Genomic DNA, 15,211 nt, shown 5'->3' with positions numbered 1-15,211 from the left:
AGTTAAATTTAAAGCACTACTTGAATTTACAGTTGAAACATTGCTTAAATTTAAGCTTGAAATGCCCTTTGAGACTTGACTTGAATTTAAGCCTTCTTTTGAATTTGTGCTTGAATTTTTAGGGTTTAACTTTGTATCTAAGCTAGCTTGTGAATTTTTTTCTAAATTCATACTCAAGGTATTATTAATCTCCACCCTAACAGCATTTTTAAGCCCTGAGAAGCTAAAATTTAGATCCTTGCTCTGTCTTAGAGGAACGGTAAATTCAAGGCTTTTGCATCTAGCCTTTTGGGCTAGTTTTTCTACAAAGATCCCACCTGGATAGCCAAGTTTTAGCATCTTAGCTACCTTATCAAAGCTCTCACCAAAGGCATCATCAAGGCTTTGTCCAAGGATCTTGATCCTTGATTTTTTATCAATGTATAAGAGCATAGTATGTCCCCCACTTACTAGCAAAACACCCATATCAAGCCTTGCTTTTTGATCAAGAAAAAGGGAGTAAAAATGCCCCACAAGGTGATTTACTGCAATTAAGGGCAGGTTTAAGCTAGCACTTAAAAGCTTTGCCATAGTTACACCTCCTAGCAAACTCACAGTAAGCCCTGGCTCATTTGTAACCGCAACAGCACAAAGCTTGTCAAAATAGTCTTTACACTGCTCTAAAATTTGTGGTAGTGCGGTAGTGTGAAGCCTTGCAGCAAGTTCAGGCACCACGCCTCCAAATTTAAAATGTTCTAATTCTTGGGAGATCTTTTTGTGAAATAGACACTCTAAGTTTTCCTTGTCGATGATGGCTACTGAGCTATCATCGCAAGAGCTTTCTATGGCTAAAATTAGCTTTTTCATTCAAATTCCACAAGGATGGAGCCTAGGAATTTATCCTTTCTTTTTGCTTGATTGTATATTTCATTGCCTTGTTGGGGAGGGTTTTTGATGAGTTTTTTGAAGGATTCTTGAAAGCTTTGTTGTTCTAATTTTGCACCCCTTAGCTCGTAAAACTCAACCCTGAAAATCTTTCCTGCTAGATCAAGGGAGTATTGAGGAAGCATTTTGTTCTTTTCAACCCTCAATCCACTCTCATCCTTTCCTACATCAAGCCCTATGACATTGACACGAACGCCTTTGATCTTTGGCACCATAAAATATTTTTTAACGCCAACCTTACTAGCAAAGGGGATTATCTTTTCCTCGCCATCAACTATCATTAAAAAATCATTAATGGCGTCTGAAAATTCAAGGTATTCAGGATAAATTCTAGTTTGAAAGCGGTTTCCATACTGAACGAAATAAGAACCCTTGTCTGCTACAACAGCAGTAAGCTCGTTGCTGGTGTTATAATCATAAGCTCTTTGTAAGGGAAAGGGTAAATACCTAACAGTTGGCCTTGGCAGATGAAGATGAAGTAGGATCTTGTTTGCAAATAACTTGACATCAATTTCTGTGTCAATGACCCTTTTAACGCCATCAGGGCTTAGATCAAAGCTTCTTGTAAATTCAATGCCAGCTGTTTTTAGATAGCTTTCAATGGCAACTAAATGATAATACACCCTTAAATGCACGGGCAAGTTCTTGCTAGCCTCGTTGGCAAAGGCGGCTTTGTTGTTTGAGATGACAAAGTAAGTTAAGGCTTTTAGCATCTCAGCATCTGCTAATTCCTCTGTTTTGGTGTTTTTAAGATAATACTTATGTTTTTCGTCTATTAGCTGTGAATTTACGCCCTCAACTGCCTTTTGAGCTATGCTTTCAAGCTCATTATACTTGCTAGCATTAATTTCTTTTGTGTCTATGACACCTGAGTTGCCCCAACGTTTAGGATTATTCATCTCATCTATGAAATCAGGGCGGTAAAAGCCCCAGCCATCGTGTAAATTTAGCACCATTCCAACCTCAGGCAGCAAGATTAAATTCTTTATCCTTTGTACTGTTTCATAATCAGGATCGTTTTTGCTGAGTTTAGCAAATTTGCGGTTTAAATCCCCCTTTACCCCACGGGATCTTTTGATTATGCTATCAAAGGCAAGATTTGGTGCTACTATGATCTTGCCCTTGGTGATGTTATAATCACTTATTAATAGGCTTGCTGCGTGAAAGCCACCTGGCTCATCTCCTTGAATGCCACCGAAGATTAAAACTGTGTTGTTGTCATTTAGGCTTTTGCCGTTTTCACTCACTGTAAATTCAAGCGCACAGGCAAAATTGATAAGTAAGATTAAGAAGATATTTTTTTTCAATGCTTTCCTTTTAAAAATTCTTTCACCCTTAAATGAAGCTCAAAAATTTCAGCTAGTTCTTTAATCTTAGGCTCGCCAAAATGATCTAAGCTCTTAAAGATACCCCTTTGTATGTCTAAAAATTTGCATTTTCCATTTAAAAACTCTTGGACCTTAAAATCATTTGCACTGTTTATCAAAACTCCAAGATCGACATTATCAAGTAAGGGCTTTTTTAGCGAAAAAATGGGGTATTTTTTAACGCTTATTTTGTGAAATTTTAAACTAGCAAGTTTAACAATATCTAATGTTTTGGTGATTTTTTGCTCATTTTTCATAAAAAGAGCCTGAGAGATGGCTAGTTTCATATCTGCTACTGAAAGATAGGCACTAACACCTCCGTCTTTAAATTCACAAAGGGCGTGGATTATGGAGCTTGGTTCTATTAGAGCGTCTATGTTTTTAAGCTTAAAAAGATGGTAAGCTTCTATGATCTCAAAGAGCTTGTTTGCCATGGTGGCACTGTCTATGGTGATCTTTGCACCCATGCTCCAATTTGGATGCCTTAAAGCCATCTTGGCATCAACTTTTTTTAAATCCTTGCTTTTAAGCTTAAAAAAAGCACCCCCACTTGCGGTGATGATTAGCCTTGAAATGCTTTTTTTGTCTTGATTTTTTAGCAAAAAATTCAAGGCAGCATGCTCGCTGTCTATGGGGGTGATCCTTGCATCTTGTAAAAACTTCCCAGCCACAACCAAGCTTTCTTTGTTTGCAAGGGCTATGCTTTTATTCAATGCCTTTGCCTTTAAGCTTGTGCGAAGCCCTGCAAAGCCAACTATGGCATTTACTACAAGCTCATCATCGCAAAGCTCTAAGATCTGCTCTAAGCCTTCTTGATCCGTAAAAATGCGGCTTTTATTAAACTTAACCAAGCTTTTATCGGCATTTTTGCCTATGCAAACGAAACTTGGCTTAAATTCTTCTATTTGCTTGTTTAAAAGCTTGATGTTTTGATTACAACTTAAAGCACTTATTTTTGTTTTAAATTTCCTTGCTAAAAGAAGGGTGTTTTGTCCTATGCTACCTGTGCTTCCAAAGACTATCATAAAAGGGCTATTAGGACAAAGGGTGCTATTATAATCGCATCTATTCTATCTAACAAGCCTCCGTGTCCTGGTATTAAAGATCCGCTATCTTTAAGATCAGCCTTTCTTTTAAAATAGCTTTCAAGCAGATCTCCAATGACGGCAAAAATAGCCACAAAAAAAGCACAAAATAGGCTAAGAAAAAAGCCGTATTGAAAGAGACCAAAGAGCATTCCAAGCACTGTGGCGCAGATTAAGCCTCCTATTACCCCCTCTCTTGTCTTGCTTGCACTTGTTTGTGAAAAGGGGGTTGTGCCTATTAATTTACCTATGAAATAAGCACTACTGTCGCAAACTACCACTATGAAGATCAGCCAAAAAAGCACAAACATACCCTGATCCAAATAAAGCTGCCACAAGGCAAAGATAGGCACAGTTGGATAAAGATAAGGCAAAGCCTCTTTAAGTGTATCTGCTTTTATATAAACTAGGTATCCAAGCACCAACAAAAAAAGCAAGGCAGCAAAGGCAAGAGGCTCTTTGCTTATACTAGCTAGGACAAAGGCTATTAAAACAAAGATTATATTGGCTTGCTTAGCATTAAAGAGCTTTTTTGCCTCCTCAAAGGCAAAGTATAAAAGCACGCCAAAGACCACGAAGGTCAGCCAAAAGCTATCAATCAAGGCGACAATAACTACCGCCACCGCCATAATCACACCCCATAAAATTCTATCTTTTAACACAGTTACTCCTTTAAATACTTAGATCCAAGCGATGCCTTCCTTCTAAGACAAGAGTCTCGCTTGTTTCTTCTTCGTTTGTTTCATTTTCTTCTTTGTTTTGCTCTTCTTCTTTTGACTGTTTCTTCTTTTTTTCCTCCTCGGCCTTTTCTTTAATCTCTTCATTTAGCTCATCGCTTTGTTGCACGCTTTCAAGCTTTTCAATGGCCTTTTCTTTGGCTTGAAATTCAGCTAAATTTGCCATACTAGCAAAGCTTTCCTTAGCAAGTTCATTGCTAACCTGAGTTGAAACCAAGGACACATTTTGATTTACAAAATGGCTATTTCCCAAAGGTGTAACAGGCATTTTCACTCCTTTAAAATGCGTAGGCTTTTGTGATTATAATAATTCACAAAGGCTCTTTGTTTAACCGTAACAAATTTTCTCTGAGTATAATCGACAAAATAAGCATCCTTGTTTAAATTTGAAAACTCAACGCACAACTTTGAGGCAAATTGTATCACATTTTCGCTAATTTTTTGCTTATTTGATACTATAAAAGCGTGAGCACCAGCGTAATCTCTTATATGAAACCACAGATCATCCTTTTTTGCATTTTTAAGCAAGAACTCATTTGCCCTTTCATTTTTACCCACAAGAATGATAAAGTCATTGTAGTAAAACCTCGCTACTCCTAAATTTTTTTCCTCTTTTTTTTCCCTTTTTTCTTTTTTTGGGAATAAAATTTCACACTCAAAGGCTGAGTTTGCTTTTTTAATAAGCTCTAAAAGTTTGTTATAAAAGGCTAGTTTTTCTTCTAAATTACTTCTTTGTAGGTGCAAATTATTAGCTCTTTGTTTTAATTTCTTAACTTCTTTGAAAGTTTCATTAGCCCAGATCTTAGCAGCTTTGTCAAGCTTAAATTCAAGCTCTTGTCCCTCAAAATCAAACAAAATAAAATCTCTTTCATAATCTTTAATCTTATATAAATTTGCTACTAGGATCTTTGCTTTGTGGCTAAGATTTTCAGCCCTTGCAAGTAGTGCTTCTTCTTTTTGTAAGCTTTTTAGCATTTCATTTAGGGAGCTTATTTTTTTATTTAAAAGAGCTTCTTTGTTTTCTTTAAGAGCTTTTATTTTTTGCTCGTTTATTTTTTGAAAAACAGCATTAAAATACTCGTTAAAATCTTCAATCTTTTGAAAATTCTCATCCATCTTAAAGGGCTTTAAGGGTTCTAATCTTAGCCCACATTTCACCACACGGTAGCTCTTTTCAATATGCCTTAAAGCCTCGATTACACATTCTTTTTCATCAACTATAATTACATTTGTATTTTTTCCTGTAAATTCAAAATAGATCTTTGCATTTAAGCTTTTGTAAGATTTTAAGGAGCTTGTTTTTATGAAAAGCACTCTGTTATTCTCAAGCAGATCAAGTTCTAAAATCTCAGCATTTGAAAAAAATTTAGTAAGCATTAGATCAAAGGGGGCATTATAGGTTTTACCCACCAAAGTTGCCTTATAGATCGCACTTTCTGATCGGCTTAGATCAAAAATTAGCTCCTCATCTTCAAATTTCACGCACAAGGCATTATCTGCAAATCTTTTAATGAAGATTAATCTTTTTTGTGCTTGTAAAAATTTAGCAATTTGCAAAAGCTCTTGGTATTTCATAATGAAATTATAAGCTCTTTTTGATTATAATTTCATTAAAAAAGCAAGATGAAAACTCCTTGTGTCATTTTGCCTAAATCAAATTAAGCAAGATAAGCATTTTTATAATTTTAGTAAAAAACCCTTGAATTTTTTAGCTTTAATAATTAAATTGTGAATTTAAAAACTACAAAAAGTGAGTTAGCTTGAGTTATTTTAGATCTATTTTTATCTTGTTTGTATTTGTGCTTTTTTTAAGGGCTGAGAATGAGCTTGAAAAGGAGCTTAAAAAGCCAAGGGAATACGACTTTGCGCAAATTGCCTTTCAAAACTACACAGGCGAGGATAAAAGCCTCACTTTTTTAAGCATTAGCACACATAATGTTAATTATTTTTTGCCCCTTTCTTATACCTACAAGGGCAGAACAGGGAGAAACAAAAGAAATGAGGTTAAGTTTCAAATCAGCATCAAAAAGCCTATCTTTGAGAATTTTTTTGGGCTTGATGAGGAGCTTTATTTTGCCTATACTCAAACTGCTTGGTGGCAGCTTTATGCCACCTCGGCTCCTTTTAGGGAGCTTAATTATGCGCCTGAGTTGTTTTTGGAGTTGCCCTTGAAAATTCAAGGCTTTAATATGCTTAAAAACACAAGAATAGGGCTTTTACACCAATCAAACGGCAAGGGCAATGAAAACTTTGAATCTCGCTCTTGGAATAGAATATACAGTAGCTTTTTATTTGTCCATAACCGTTTTGCCCTTTCTCCAAGGTTTTGGTATATTATAGACGAATCAAGTCTTAACGATAACAAAGACATTGCTAAGTATATGGGGTATTTTGACTTGCAGTTTGGGTATTTGGGAAAGAATACCTTCATAGCCACCCTTTATAGAAACAACCTAGATCTTGAAAGCAACAAGGGTGCTTTTGAGTTTAATGCTGGTTTTGATCTTTTTAATAACGGCATTTTTTGGTATGTGCAGTATTTTAATGGATACGGAGAAAGCCTTATTGATTATCACAAATTAATGCACAAGCTCTCAATAGGCTTTTTGGTGGCTTATTAAGCCTTTGAATTTATCTTGTCAATGCTATTTTGTGAATTTTAAAGAAGATAGAGCTTTTAAATTGCTTATTTTCAAAAAAATGTTACTTTTTGTCACACTAAGCGTGTGCGAAGTATCTCGTAATTTAAAAAGAGATATTTCGTTTTCTACGAAAACTCGAAATGATAAAAATTCAAAAAGAGTTTCTTCGATCGCTTCGCTCCCTCAGAATGACAAATTACTTGCTACAAAAACTCAATATGACAACATAAAAGTAAATTTACAAATTTTGTCATACAAAGCGTGTGCGAAGTATCTCGTAATTCTACTTGTCATTCTAGGAATGAGGCAGAAGAATTTCAAACACCATTTTGTCATACTAAAGAGCTAAGTATCTCACAACCTTGTCATTTTGAGCCTTGCGAGAACAAGGCGAAGAATCTCAAATAAATTTTAGAGATATTTCGGTTTCGCCTCAATATGACAAGAGATTTTTTGCTTCGGCTACCCAGCCCGCTGGGTCGCTACGGTTAAAATGACAAAGATATGAATTTTTATCATACAAAGCGTTGCTAAGCGATTATTTTCTTGTTATACTGAGTAAATGTAAAATATCTTAGAGAAAAGAGCTTCTTCCTTTGCTTTGTAAGCTTAGAATGATAAGAGTGTGGATTCTTCGCTTTCTACTAAAGCTCAGAATTACAAAGGGGTCAAAAATTTCCCAGCTTCTCATACTAAACATTGTGAGCTATCTTAAACAAATTTTGTTATATCAAACAAGATAGAGTTTGAGATCTAAGGCTAAAAAGCTGATAATGTTCTTTTGAATTTGCTGTGCCTTGCAAGGTCTTTTAAAGCGTAGCTTTTTTATAAAACAAAGTTTCTTTAGCACAGCAAAGCTTCTTTAAAAAACGAGGTTTCTTTTTTAAAGCCTAAAACAAAGCTTTTTTCTTTATAAATGCCCAAAATGAAACTTTGTTAATAAGCTTGAATTTACTAGACAAAAGGACAAAAGCTCACAATAAATTCAGCACTGTTTAAGAAAGTTACAAACGAAAACATAAATTTAAGCCTTTTAAGCTCAATTTAGCCAAAGATCAGCCCTTTTTTATAAGCACATCCCCTCTATAAATGCCATACACCTTGTAGCTTCCATCCTTAAGCATTATGATTACTGCATATTCTTCTTGGACATCGCCTTGTTCCATGCCAGGACTTCCTATGGGCATGCCAGGAGTTGATATGCCTATGACATCCTTTGGTCTTTCTTTAAGTAGCCAAGATATAGCAGATTCAGGCACATGTCCTTCTATGGCATAGCCTTCAACTAAGGCTGTGTGGCAGCTTTGATACTGGGTTTTTATGTCTAGTTCTTCTTTTAGCTTATAAAATTCACTGCTTTTGTGAATTTTAACTGTATAGCCTTGATCTTGCATATACTTAGCCCATCTTCCACAGCATCCACAAAAGGGACTTTGATGAAGTTCTATGGTGCTTTTTGCAAAGATCAAGCTACTTGTTGCAAACAAAAGTAAAAGTTTTTTCATTGAAGCTCCTTTATAGCAATTTTATTAGCTCTATTTTAAAAAACTATTGATCTTAGATAAAATACCATGTTTGTCATTCTAAACGTGTGCCAAGAATTCACGAATTTATAAAGAAACACCTTGAATTTATGGCTTCTTCGTCCGCAAGCTCAAAATAACAAATCAACACTTTTTTGAAAAAAAAGCCTTTTGAATTTTAAGTTGCGTCATTTTTATAAAAAAACTTGATTTTAAATAAAAACGAGAGCTTTCAATTCAAGCATAGCAAATATCCTTAAATGTCTCTAAGATTAAAAGCCTTCTTAAATTTAAGCACTCTTTGCAAAAAATGTGAATTTTTTAAGCCCTCATCCTCCAATAAATTCATAATAAACTTAGAATAAGCTTAAAATAAACTTAAAGCCTCCTTGCCAAAAAGGCTCTATCAAGGTCTGCTGTATCTTTGAAAAATTCAGCCTCAAAGCCATTTTTGCGTAAAATTTTAGCTAAGATCTCACGCTGATCGTAGCCAAATTCACAAGCAAGGAACTTTGCCTTTTTTTCCTTGGCAAAAAAAATGATTTTTTTAAGTATTTCGTGTCCTTTCTTGCCTCCAAGCAAAGCCCTTTTAGGCTCCTTGCTTACATATTTATCAAGGGGATAGTTTTTTGCTATGTAGGGTGGATTTGAAAAGATAAACTCAAACTCGCCTTTCATTTTAGCAAAATCACAAAGTTGAAAATCTATCAAATGCTCTACTTTCTGAGCCTTGGCATTTTGCAAGGCAACATTTAAAGCCTTTTTACTAAGATCGCAAGCTATTATCTTTCTTTTTAGCTGTTTTGCAAGGACTATGCTTAAAGCCCCGCTTCCAAAGCCTATTTCTAAAATCTTCTTGTAGGCTTTCTTTTTTAGCTCATCAAGGCAAATTTGAAGCAAAATTTCGCTATCAAACCGTGGGATCAAAACCCCCTTTTTAATAAAAAGATCAAGTCCGTAAAAACTAGCCTTTTTAAAGATATACTCAAAGGGCTCGCCCTCTTTAAAACGGTTTATTAACTTAAAATAAGCCTCTTTGTTAATCTTAAATTCAGGATTTAAAAAAAGCCAGGCTCTATCCTTACCCAAAAACTCAAGCAAGATAAACTCAGCATATCTTTCATTGCCAACCAAGCTAGCCCTAGCAAGCCTTAAGGCCTCGCAAACCTTCACATCAAGGCTTTTAATCTCTCATCGATGCTAGGATGTGAAAGATGAAAGAAAGAATAGATCTTACTGGTTTTTACAAAGGCTTTGTTTTCCTTTGCTAGAACAAACAAGGCATCACGCATATCTTTGTTTGAGGTCATTAGGGCACCGTGCTTATCAGCTTCAAACTCGTTTTTACGGCTTATAAAATTCACAAAGGGAGAAAAGATTAAACTAAACACCTCACCAAAGATCAAAAAAAGCACAAAGACCCCAGCATTTACCCCGTCTAAGCCACTTTCTTTATAAAAAAATTCAGGCAAATGCGCAAAAACAAAAAAAAGCAAAAATAGCATCAATGCCCCACTAATTAAGCCCTTGATTAGATCCTTGTGTACAAAATGTCCAAGCTCATGCCCTAAGACAGCCAAAAGCTGTTTTGTATCAAGTGCCTTTAATAAAGTATCAAAAAGCACCACCCTTTTACTCTTGAAAAGTCCTCCAAAATAAGCATTTAGCCTTGTATCTCTCTTGCTTGCATCCATCACAAAAACGCCCTTTGAGCTAAAACCGCATCTATTCATCAAGGATGAAATTTCATCTTGCAAGTTCTCATCCTCAAGCCTTTGCATCTTGTTAAACATAGGAGCAATTAGGGTTGGATAAAGCACATTTGCCACCAAGATAGCTAAAAAGGAGATCCCAAAGGCTGCTAACCACCACAAATCCCCTAAAAACTCATAGCAAAAAACAAGGGCATAAATAAGCAAAAAGCCAAAAACCACAAGCAAAAAAAGCCCCTTAACTGTGTCTTTTATGAAGAGTGCTGGTGTAATGGTGGAAAAGCCTTGCTTTTTATCCTTGATAAAGTCCTTATATATCGACAAGGGCAGACTTAAAAGGGTGTTTATAAGTAAAAAGGCTAGTAAAAAAGCGGTGTTTTCAAGGGTGGAGTTTGTGTTAATAATCAAGCTTTTAAGCAAAGCAAGTCCCCACACAAGCCACACCACATATAAAATGAGGGTATAAAGGTGAGAAAAGATGCTAAATTTTTCATTTGTAATGGCTATACTTGCAGCCTCCTTGTAAGCACTTTCATCCAAGATCACTGCCTTTTTATCTCTTTCTTTTTTTAAAAAGCCAAGCTGCACAGCAGAAATTCCCACAAAAACAAGGGTATAAATACACAAAATGCTTATAACTGTCATAAAGATCCTTTCTTATAAATTTTAACTTTTTTGCTGAATTTATCACATAATTTTATCTTTTTAAGCTTTATCTAAGAAACTATGCTTTATTACTTTAAAGTTCTAAGATTTTTTAGTAGATCTTGCTTAAAAGGGTTGTTTAAATTCAACACAAGGCCTAAATTTTTCTTAATTGTTACAATTTAAAGTTAAAAAGAAACAAACAGCACCTAAAATTTGCAAAATTTGCTTAAAATTTTAAAAAGCCTTGAATTTGCAAAGAAAATTTAATATTTTAGCCTTTTTTAATCTTAACAAAGCCAAGCTTTAAGCCAAAGACAAAGCAGGCTAAATTCACAAAGGCTAATTTTTACAAGCTAAATATAAACAGTGCTTTTGCCGATTTGATTAAAAAATTAAGGATTAAACTATGTTTAATAAAAAGAAAAAAGAGCCCTTAAAAATCCCTCCAAAAAAGATAGATCCAAATGATTACATCCTAGATGATAGGCTTTATGGCTTTACTCAAAAGATCAGAGAAATGGCAAAGGACAAAGACAAGCTCGCCCTACTTGCAAAGCAGCTTACAAGGCTTATAAAGGCTGATAAGGACTTTAAGTCAAGATAAATTTTGAATTTTTAAGAACTTCTTAACATAATTTCAAATTTAAAGTCCTTTTCTAAAAAGCATTATTATTTAACTGCAAAATATGCCATGAGCTTAAAAGCATTTTAAAAAAATTTTCAAAATTATTTTTTGCAAAAAGCTTTTGTGAATTTTTTTACAAAAAAGATCTTTGTGAGTGATTTCTTCGCCTTGCTTATAAACTCAAAATGACAGTTTTGTCTAAATTCAAGCACTTTTTTTAAAAGCCCTTTGAATTTTAAACCTATTTTAAAGCCCTTTATCTTAAATTTAAGCCCTTGAATTTAAACTAAGTTATTTAGTTAAAAGCCACATAAATTCGCAACTCTGTCAAGGTTATAATAAAAATTTAAGCCTTAACTTAAATCATTTTAATCTTTAAAGATCTAAATTAGGCTTTTTTAAAGCATTTTAAAATCCAAAAAACGCAAAAGAAAAAAGCTCAAAAATCCCTAAAATATGTCATAATAAGAGCTTAAAAGCATTTAAAAAAGGGGGGGGCAAATTCAATGAGTAAGCTAAAAATAGATCTAAATAGCGATTTGGGCGAGGCTTTTTCTGTTTATAAGATGGCAGATGATGAGGGCATTTTAAGCTTCATTAGCTCAGCAAACATAGCCTGTGGCTTTCACGCAGGAGATCCTTGCGTTATGAATAAAACCGTGAAGATAGCAAAGGAACAAAATGTTGGCATAGGAGCACATCCTGGCTTTGCTGATCTTTTGGGCTTTGGTAGGAGAAAGATGCAGCTTAGTTTTATTGAGGCAAAAAATTATATCTTGTATCAGCTTGGAGCCTTAGATGCCTTTGCAAGAGCAAATAAAACCAAGCTAAGCCACATCAAAGCCCACGGAGCCCTTTATAATATGGCTCTTAGTGATGAAAAACTAGCCCTTGCCTTGTGTGAGGCTGTGCTTGACTTTGATGATGAGCTTATTTTGCTTGGTTTAAGTGAGTCCTTGATGATAGAGTTAGCACAAAAAAAGGGGCTTTGCTTTGCAAATGAATTCTTTGCTGATAGGGCTTATAATGATGATAAAAGCTTGGTTTCAAGGGACATTCAAGGTGCTGTGATAGAGGATGAGGAGCTGGCATTAAAGAGGGTTTTAAGGCTACTTAAAGAAGGAAGGGTTGAAAGCATAAGTGGCAAGGAGCTTTCCTTAAAGGTAGATAGCATTTGCGTGCACGGAGATAATCCAAATGCCTTAAAGCTTGTATCAAGGCTAAGAAGAGGCTTAGAGAAAGAGGGCTTTGAGCTTTGTTCTTTGAAAGAACTAGTCTTGTGAATTTTAAAAATTTAGGCTAAATTTTGGCTTTGTTTGCTTTGCCTTGCTTTGCTTTGTGTAGCTTTGTTTGCCTTTGCTTAGCCTTGCTTGTTTGGTTTGATTAGTTGAATTTTCTTTGCTTTTGCTTGGCTTTGCTTACTTGTTTTATGCTTAGCTTTGTTTGTGTAGTTTTGTTTGCTTTGTTTAGTTTTGCTTCAAGCCAAGATTTTATAAGCTTAAGCTTTTTTAAATGCCTCCTTTTAAAAAGATCAAAACAAGCATACTAAGCACGAATAAGCTAAAAATTTCATAAAGCTTAAAGAGGTAAAAACAAGCTTTTATGGCAAAATAACAAGCACTGTAAAAAGACAAAATTAAGTCTCTTTTGTCGAAAAACATTCAAAGTTCTCATAAGCTACTAAGTTAAACATAACCTTGTATTGCTAAGCAAGGACTGTGATAGAGATATTCCATTTTCTAGGAAAACTCAATATGACAAAAATTCAAATAGAGATATAATTTAGCTTAAATTTTTATCCAAAATTCACAAAACTACTTCTTTTCATAAGCTTTCTCACAAAGATCCTCTTTTGCAAATAAATTTTTTGGGAATGGGTCTTTGTTTTTCATAGGCATTAATTTAAAAACCCTTTAGTTTAAGTTTAATTAAGCCTTTTTTAAAAAAAATAGATTTTTGTTTCGCCAGATCTTACAAGCTGCTAAACTTCTTTCAGCACTAAAAACAAAGAAAAAAGGGCTTATTTAAGAAATGACTGTAAAAAAGTATTGCTTTTTAATTTTTATCTTTTTAGATCAAAGACAGTTAAAAAATTCAAGCAAAAACTTCATTTTTAGCATCTTCACCGTAAAGGTGAAAAATTCACCACAAAGCTAAAACAATACTTTTTTAGAGCTAAATACTACCTTGTTTAATCTTATTTACTCTCAGAAAATGATTTGTAGCTACCTAAATGCCGCATTTACAACAATTTACAAAGGGCTTGCAAATTACTTTATAGTTCTTTTAACTCTCAAGGCTTTTGATTTTCAAAAAAGTTCTTAGCCTTGCAAAACGCCCTGCCTTAGGCATTATCAAATAAAAAACTACAAAAAGCTTTTAAAACTACATACATTCAAGGCATTAAAAAAGAAGCTTTTATCTACTTTGAAAGAAAGTCAAATTTTATGTAAGATACAAGTTAAAAGGCTTGTTTTAACTTTATAAAATATCTCAGAAAAATCCTAGAAAATTTAAAACTACACGCTAAAAGCTTTAAATTCACGCCTAAAACTTTAAATTTAAGATAAAAGCTTAGATAAAATCTTAGTAAAAATAAAGAGCTACTTAGTTTAAATTGTCTAAGAATTTACAAAACAATCAGCTAAGTTTTGAATTTTTAAAAATTCACACCATCATTTACTAAGTTTGTCAAAGCAAGATGATGTTTTTATATAAAATTACCCCACACTTAATAAATTTAAAAGCTCTTAGAATTCAAGCCCTTGTCTAAAAATGCGTAAATTTTTAAACTCACAAAGCTAAATTTTATACAAGCCTCGCATTAAAACGCAAAATTCAACAAAGCTCACGCAAAAAACACAAAAATTCACAAAAAGCTTTAAAATCCACTCCACAGATGCAAAAAATTCACAAAAAGCCCGATTTTCTAAATCTTAGCTTACTTGAATTTTTACCTTAAAATTAAGATAAATCTAAACAAATTCGCAAAGTTCCAAAAATTCAGCAAAGCCTATCAAAGCTAAAAATCCCGCGCTAAAACCCAAATTCAGCACACCCACACAAAGGTCCCTAAAAATTCACGCAAATTCTCCAAAAATCCCACGCAAAATTCAGCAAAATCACAACACGGCTTTAATTTTTAAGCCCCAAGCCATACTTTGATTTTAAACAAAGTTACATTTCCCCCAAAGAAAGTCCAGCAATGTTCTCTAAAATTTCCACGCTCAAAACACTCATCTCAATTACACTATGACTTGAATTTAAATTCAAGCAGATTTGATTTATTTGTCATTTTGAGAGTAGCGACCCAGCATTTTAGGCGGTAGGCGAAGCAAAAAATCTTTAAAAATTTATTTGAGTTTCTTCGCTTTCTGCGAAGGCTCAGAATGACAAGGATTTGAGATTGAGTTTCTTCGCTTTCTGCGAAAGCTCAGAATGACGAGGTTTTGAAATGCTTCGCCTTGCTCTCAAGGCTTAAAATGACGAGGTTTTGAGATACCTCGCAACGCTTTGACAAAGATTCAAGCTCATTTTTCAAAAAGCTAGAACTCATCAAAGCAAGATTTTTGACAATAAACTAAGCCTTGATCTATCTTAGTTCATTTAAGATATGACAAAACGGTTTTAAAAATTTTGGCTAAATCTAGCCCTTTGCTTGAATTTTTGACATATTTTAATCACTGTTTCAGTTTATATTCTAAGCTATTTTTGAATTTATCCAAGCTTTAAGAAAAATTCAAGGCTCAAGACAACTTAAACTCAAATAAAGGAGTTTTAAGTTATGATTACAGCGATGAAAAATAAGTATATCAATCGTTTCAAAATTTCAAAGGCTAAATTTAGAGAAATTGTAAAGTATTTTTTTACTTCGTTACACTCGTAACTTTTGGGGAAGCCTTGATATTAAAGCCTCTAAAATTGCAAAATTAAGCAACAATTCTTGCC

11 protein-coding genes and 1 pseudogene are annotated in these 15,211 nt (G+C 34.1%); 3 read left to right on the top strand and 9 right to left on the bottom strand.

What is annotated here, in order from left to right:
- Nucleotides 1-105 precede the first annotated feature (105 nt).
- The 6 genes and pseudogenes from tsaD to DMC01_RS05795 form a co-directional block, all read right to left on the bottom strand.
- Nucleotides 106-846: pseudogene (gene tsaD, locus DMC01_RS05820) on the bottom strand (tRNA (adenosine(37)-N6)-threonylcarbamoyltransferase complex transferase subunit TsaD); the annotation flags it as partial.
- On the bottom strand, nt 843-2,231 hold the full coding sequence (gene pgp1, locus DMC01_RS05815; protein WP_142693336.1) for a peptidoglycan D,L-carboxypeptidase Pgp1: 1,389 nt from the start codon (nt 2,229-2,231) through the stop codon (nt 843-845). The gene pgp1 and the pseudogene tsaD, both read right to left, overlap by 4 nt.
- Nucleotides 2,228-3,316: a 1-deoxy-D-xylulose-5-phosphate reductoisomerase gene (gene dxr / locus DMC01_RS05810; RefSeq protein ID WP_142693335.1), complete on the bottom strand. Its 1,089-nt coding sequence runs from the start codon at nt 3,314-3,316 to the stop codon at nt 2,228-2,230. Before dxr ends, pgp1 begins: the two co-directional genes overlap by 4 nt.
- Nucleotides 3,313-4,038: a phosphatidate cytidylyltransferase gene (locus tag DMC01_RS05805; protein ID WP_142693334.1), complete on the bottom strand. Its 726-nt coding sequence runs from the start codon at nt 4,036-4,038 to the stop codon at nt 3,313-3,315. The genes dxr and DMC01_RS05805 overlap by 4 nt, the downstream gene beginning before the upstream one ends.
- A 10-nt stretch (nt 4,039-4,048) precedes the next feature.
- Nucleotides 4,049-4,381 carry a hypothetical protein gene (locus DMC01_RS05800; RefSeq protein WP_142693333.1) on the bottom strand — a complete coding sequence of 111 codons (333 nt, stop codon included), beginning with the start codon at nt 4,379-4,381 and terminating at the stop codon, nt 4,049-4,051.
- Between the two features lie 2 nt (nt 4,382-4,383).
- Nucleotides 4,384-5,688 carry an NFACT RNA binding domain-containing protein gene (locus DMC01_RS05795; RefSeq protein WP_142693332.1) on the bottom strand — a complete coding sequence of 435 codons (1,305 nt, stop codon included), beginning with the start codon at nt 5,686-5,688 and terminating at the stop codon, nt 4,384-4,386.
- Nucleotides 5,689-5,873: 185 nt separating this feature from the next.
- Between DMC01_RS05795 and DMC01_RS05790 the strand changes: the two genes are divergently transcribed.
- Entirely contained in the window at nt 5,874-6,734 is an 861-nt protein-coding gene (locus DMC01_RS05790) for a phospholipase A (RefSeq protein WP_142693331.1), read from the top strand.
- Nucleotides 6,735-7,810: 1,076 nt separating this feature from the next.
- Here DMC01_RS05790 and DMC01_RS05785 read toward each other — a convergent pair.
- The 3 genes from DMC01_RS05785 to DMC01_RS05775 form a co-directional block, all read right to left on the bottom strand.
- Nucleotides 7,811-8,260, bottom strand: coding sequence for a DUF411 domain-containing protein (locus DMC01_RS05785; RefSeq protein WP_142693330.1), 450 nt, complete (start codon nt 8,258-8,260; stop codon nt 7,811-7,813).
- Nucleotides 8,261-8,656: 396 nt separating this feature from the next.
- Nucleotides 8,657-9,451 (bottom strand): peptide chain release factor N(5)-glutamine methyltransferase, encoded by a 795-nt coding sequence (prmC, locus tag DMC01_RS05780; protein ID WP_142693329.1) that lies wholly within the window; start codon nt 9,449-9,451, stop codon nt 8,657-8,659.
- The gene (locus DMC01_RS05775) at nt 9,448-10,635 is read right to left on the bottom strand and encodes a M48 family metallopeptidase (protein WP_142693328.1); all 1,188 of its coding nucleotides are present in this window, start codon (nt 10,633-10,635) and stop codon (nt 9,448-9,450) included. Before DMC01_RS05775 ends, prmC begins: the two co-directional genes overlap by 4 nt.
- A gap of 409 nt (nt 10,636-11,044) precedes the next feature.
- Between DMC01_RS05775 and DMC01_RS05770 the strand changes: the two genes are divergently transcribed.
- Nucleotides 11,045-11,242, top strand: coding sequence for a molybdenum cofactor biosynthesis protein (locus DMC01_RS05770; protein WP_142693327.1), 198 nt, complete (start codon nt 11,045-11,047; stop codon nt 11,240-11,242).
- A gap of 527 nt (nt 11,243-11,769) precedes the next feature.
- The gene (locus DMC01_RS05765; RefSeq protein WP_142693326.1) at nt 11,770-12,546 is read left to right on the top strand and encodes a LamB/YcsF family protein; all 777 of its coding nucleotides are present in this window, start codon (nt 11,770-11,772) and stop codon (nt 12,544-12,546) included.
- Nucleotides 12,547-15,211: the final 2,665 nt, after the last annotated feature.

Origin of the sequence: Campylobacter troglodytis (genome assembly GCF_006864425.1) — a bacterium.
Classification (GTDB): Bacteria; Campylobacterota; Campylobacteria; order Campylobacterales; family Campylobacteraceae; genus Campylobacter_D; species Campylobacter_D troglodytis.
The sequence above is the reverse complement of the archived record's forward strand: the minus strand, read 5'-3'. Positions and strand labels throughout refer to the sequence as shown.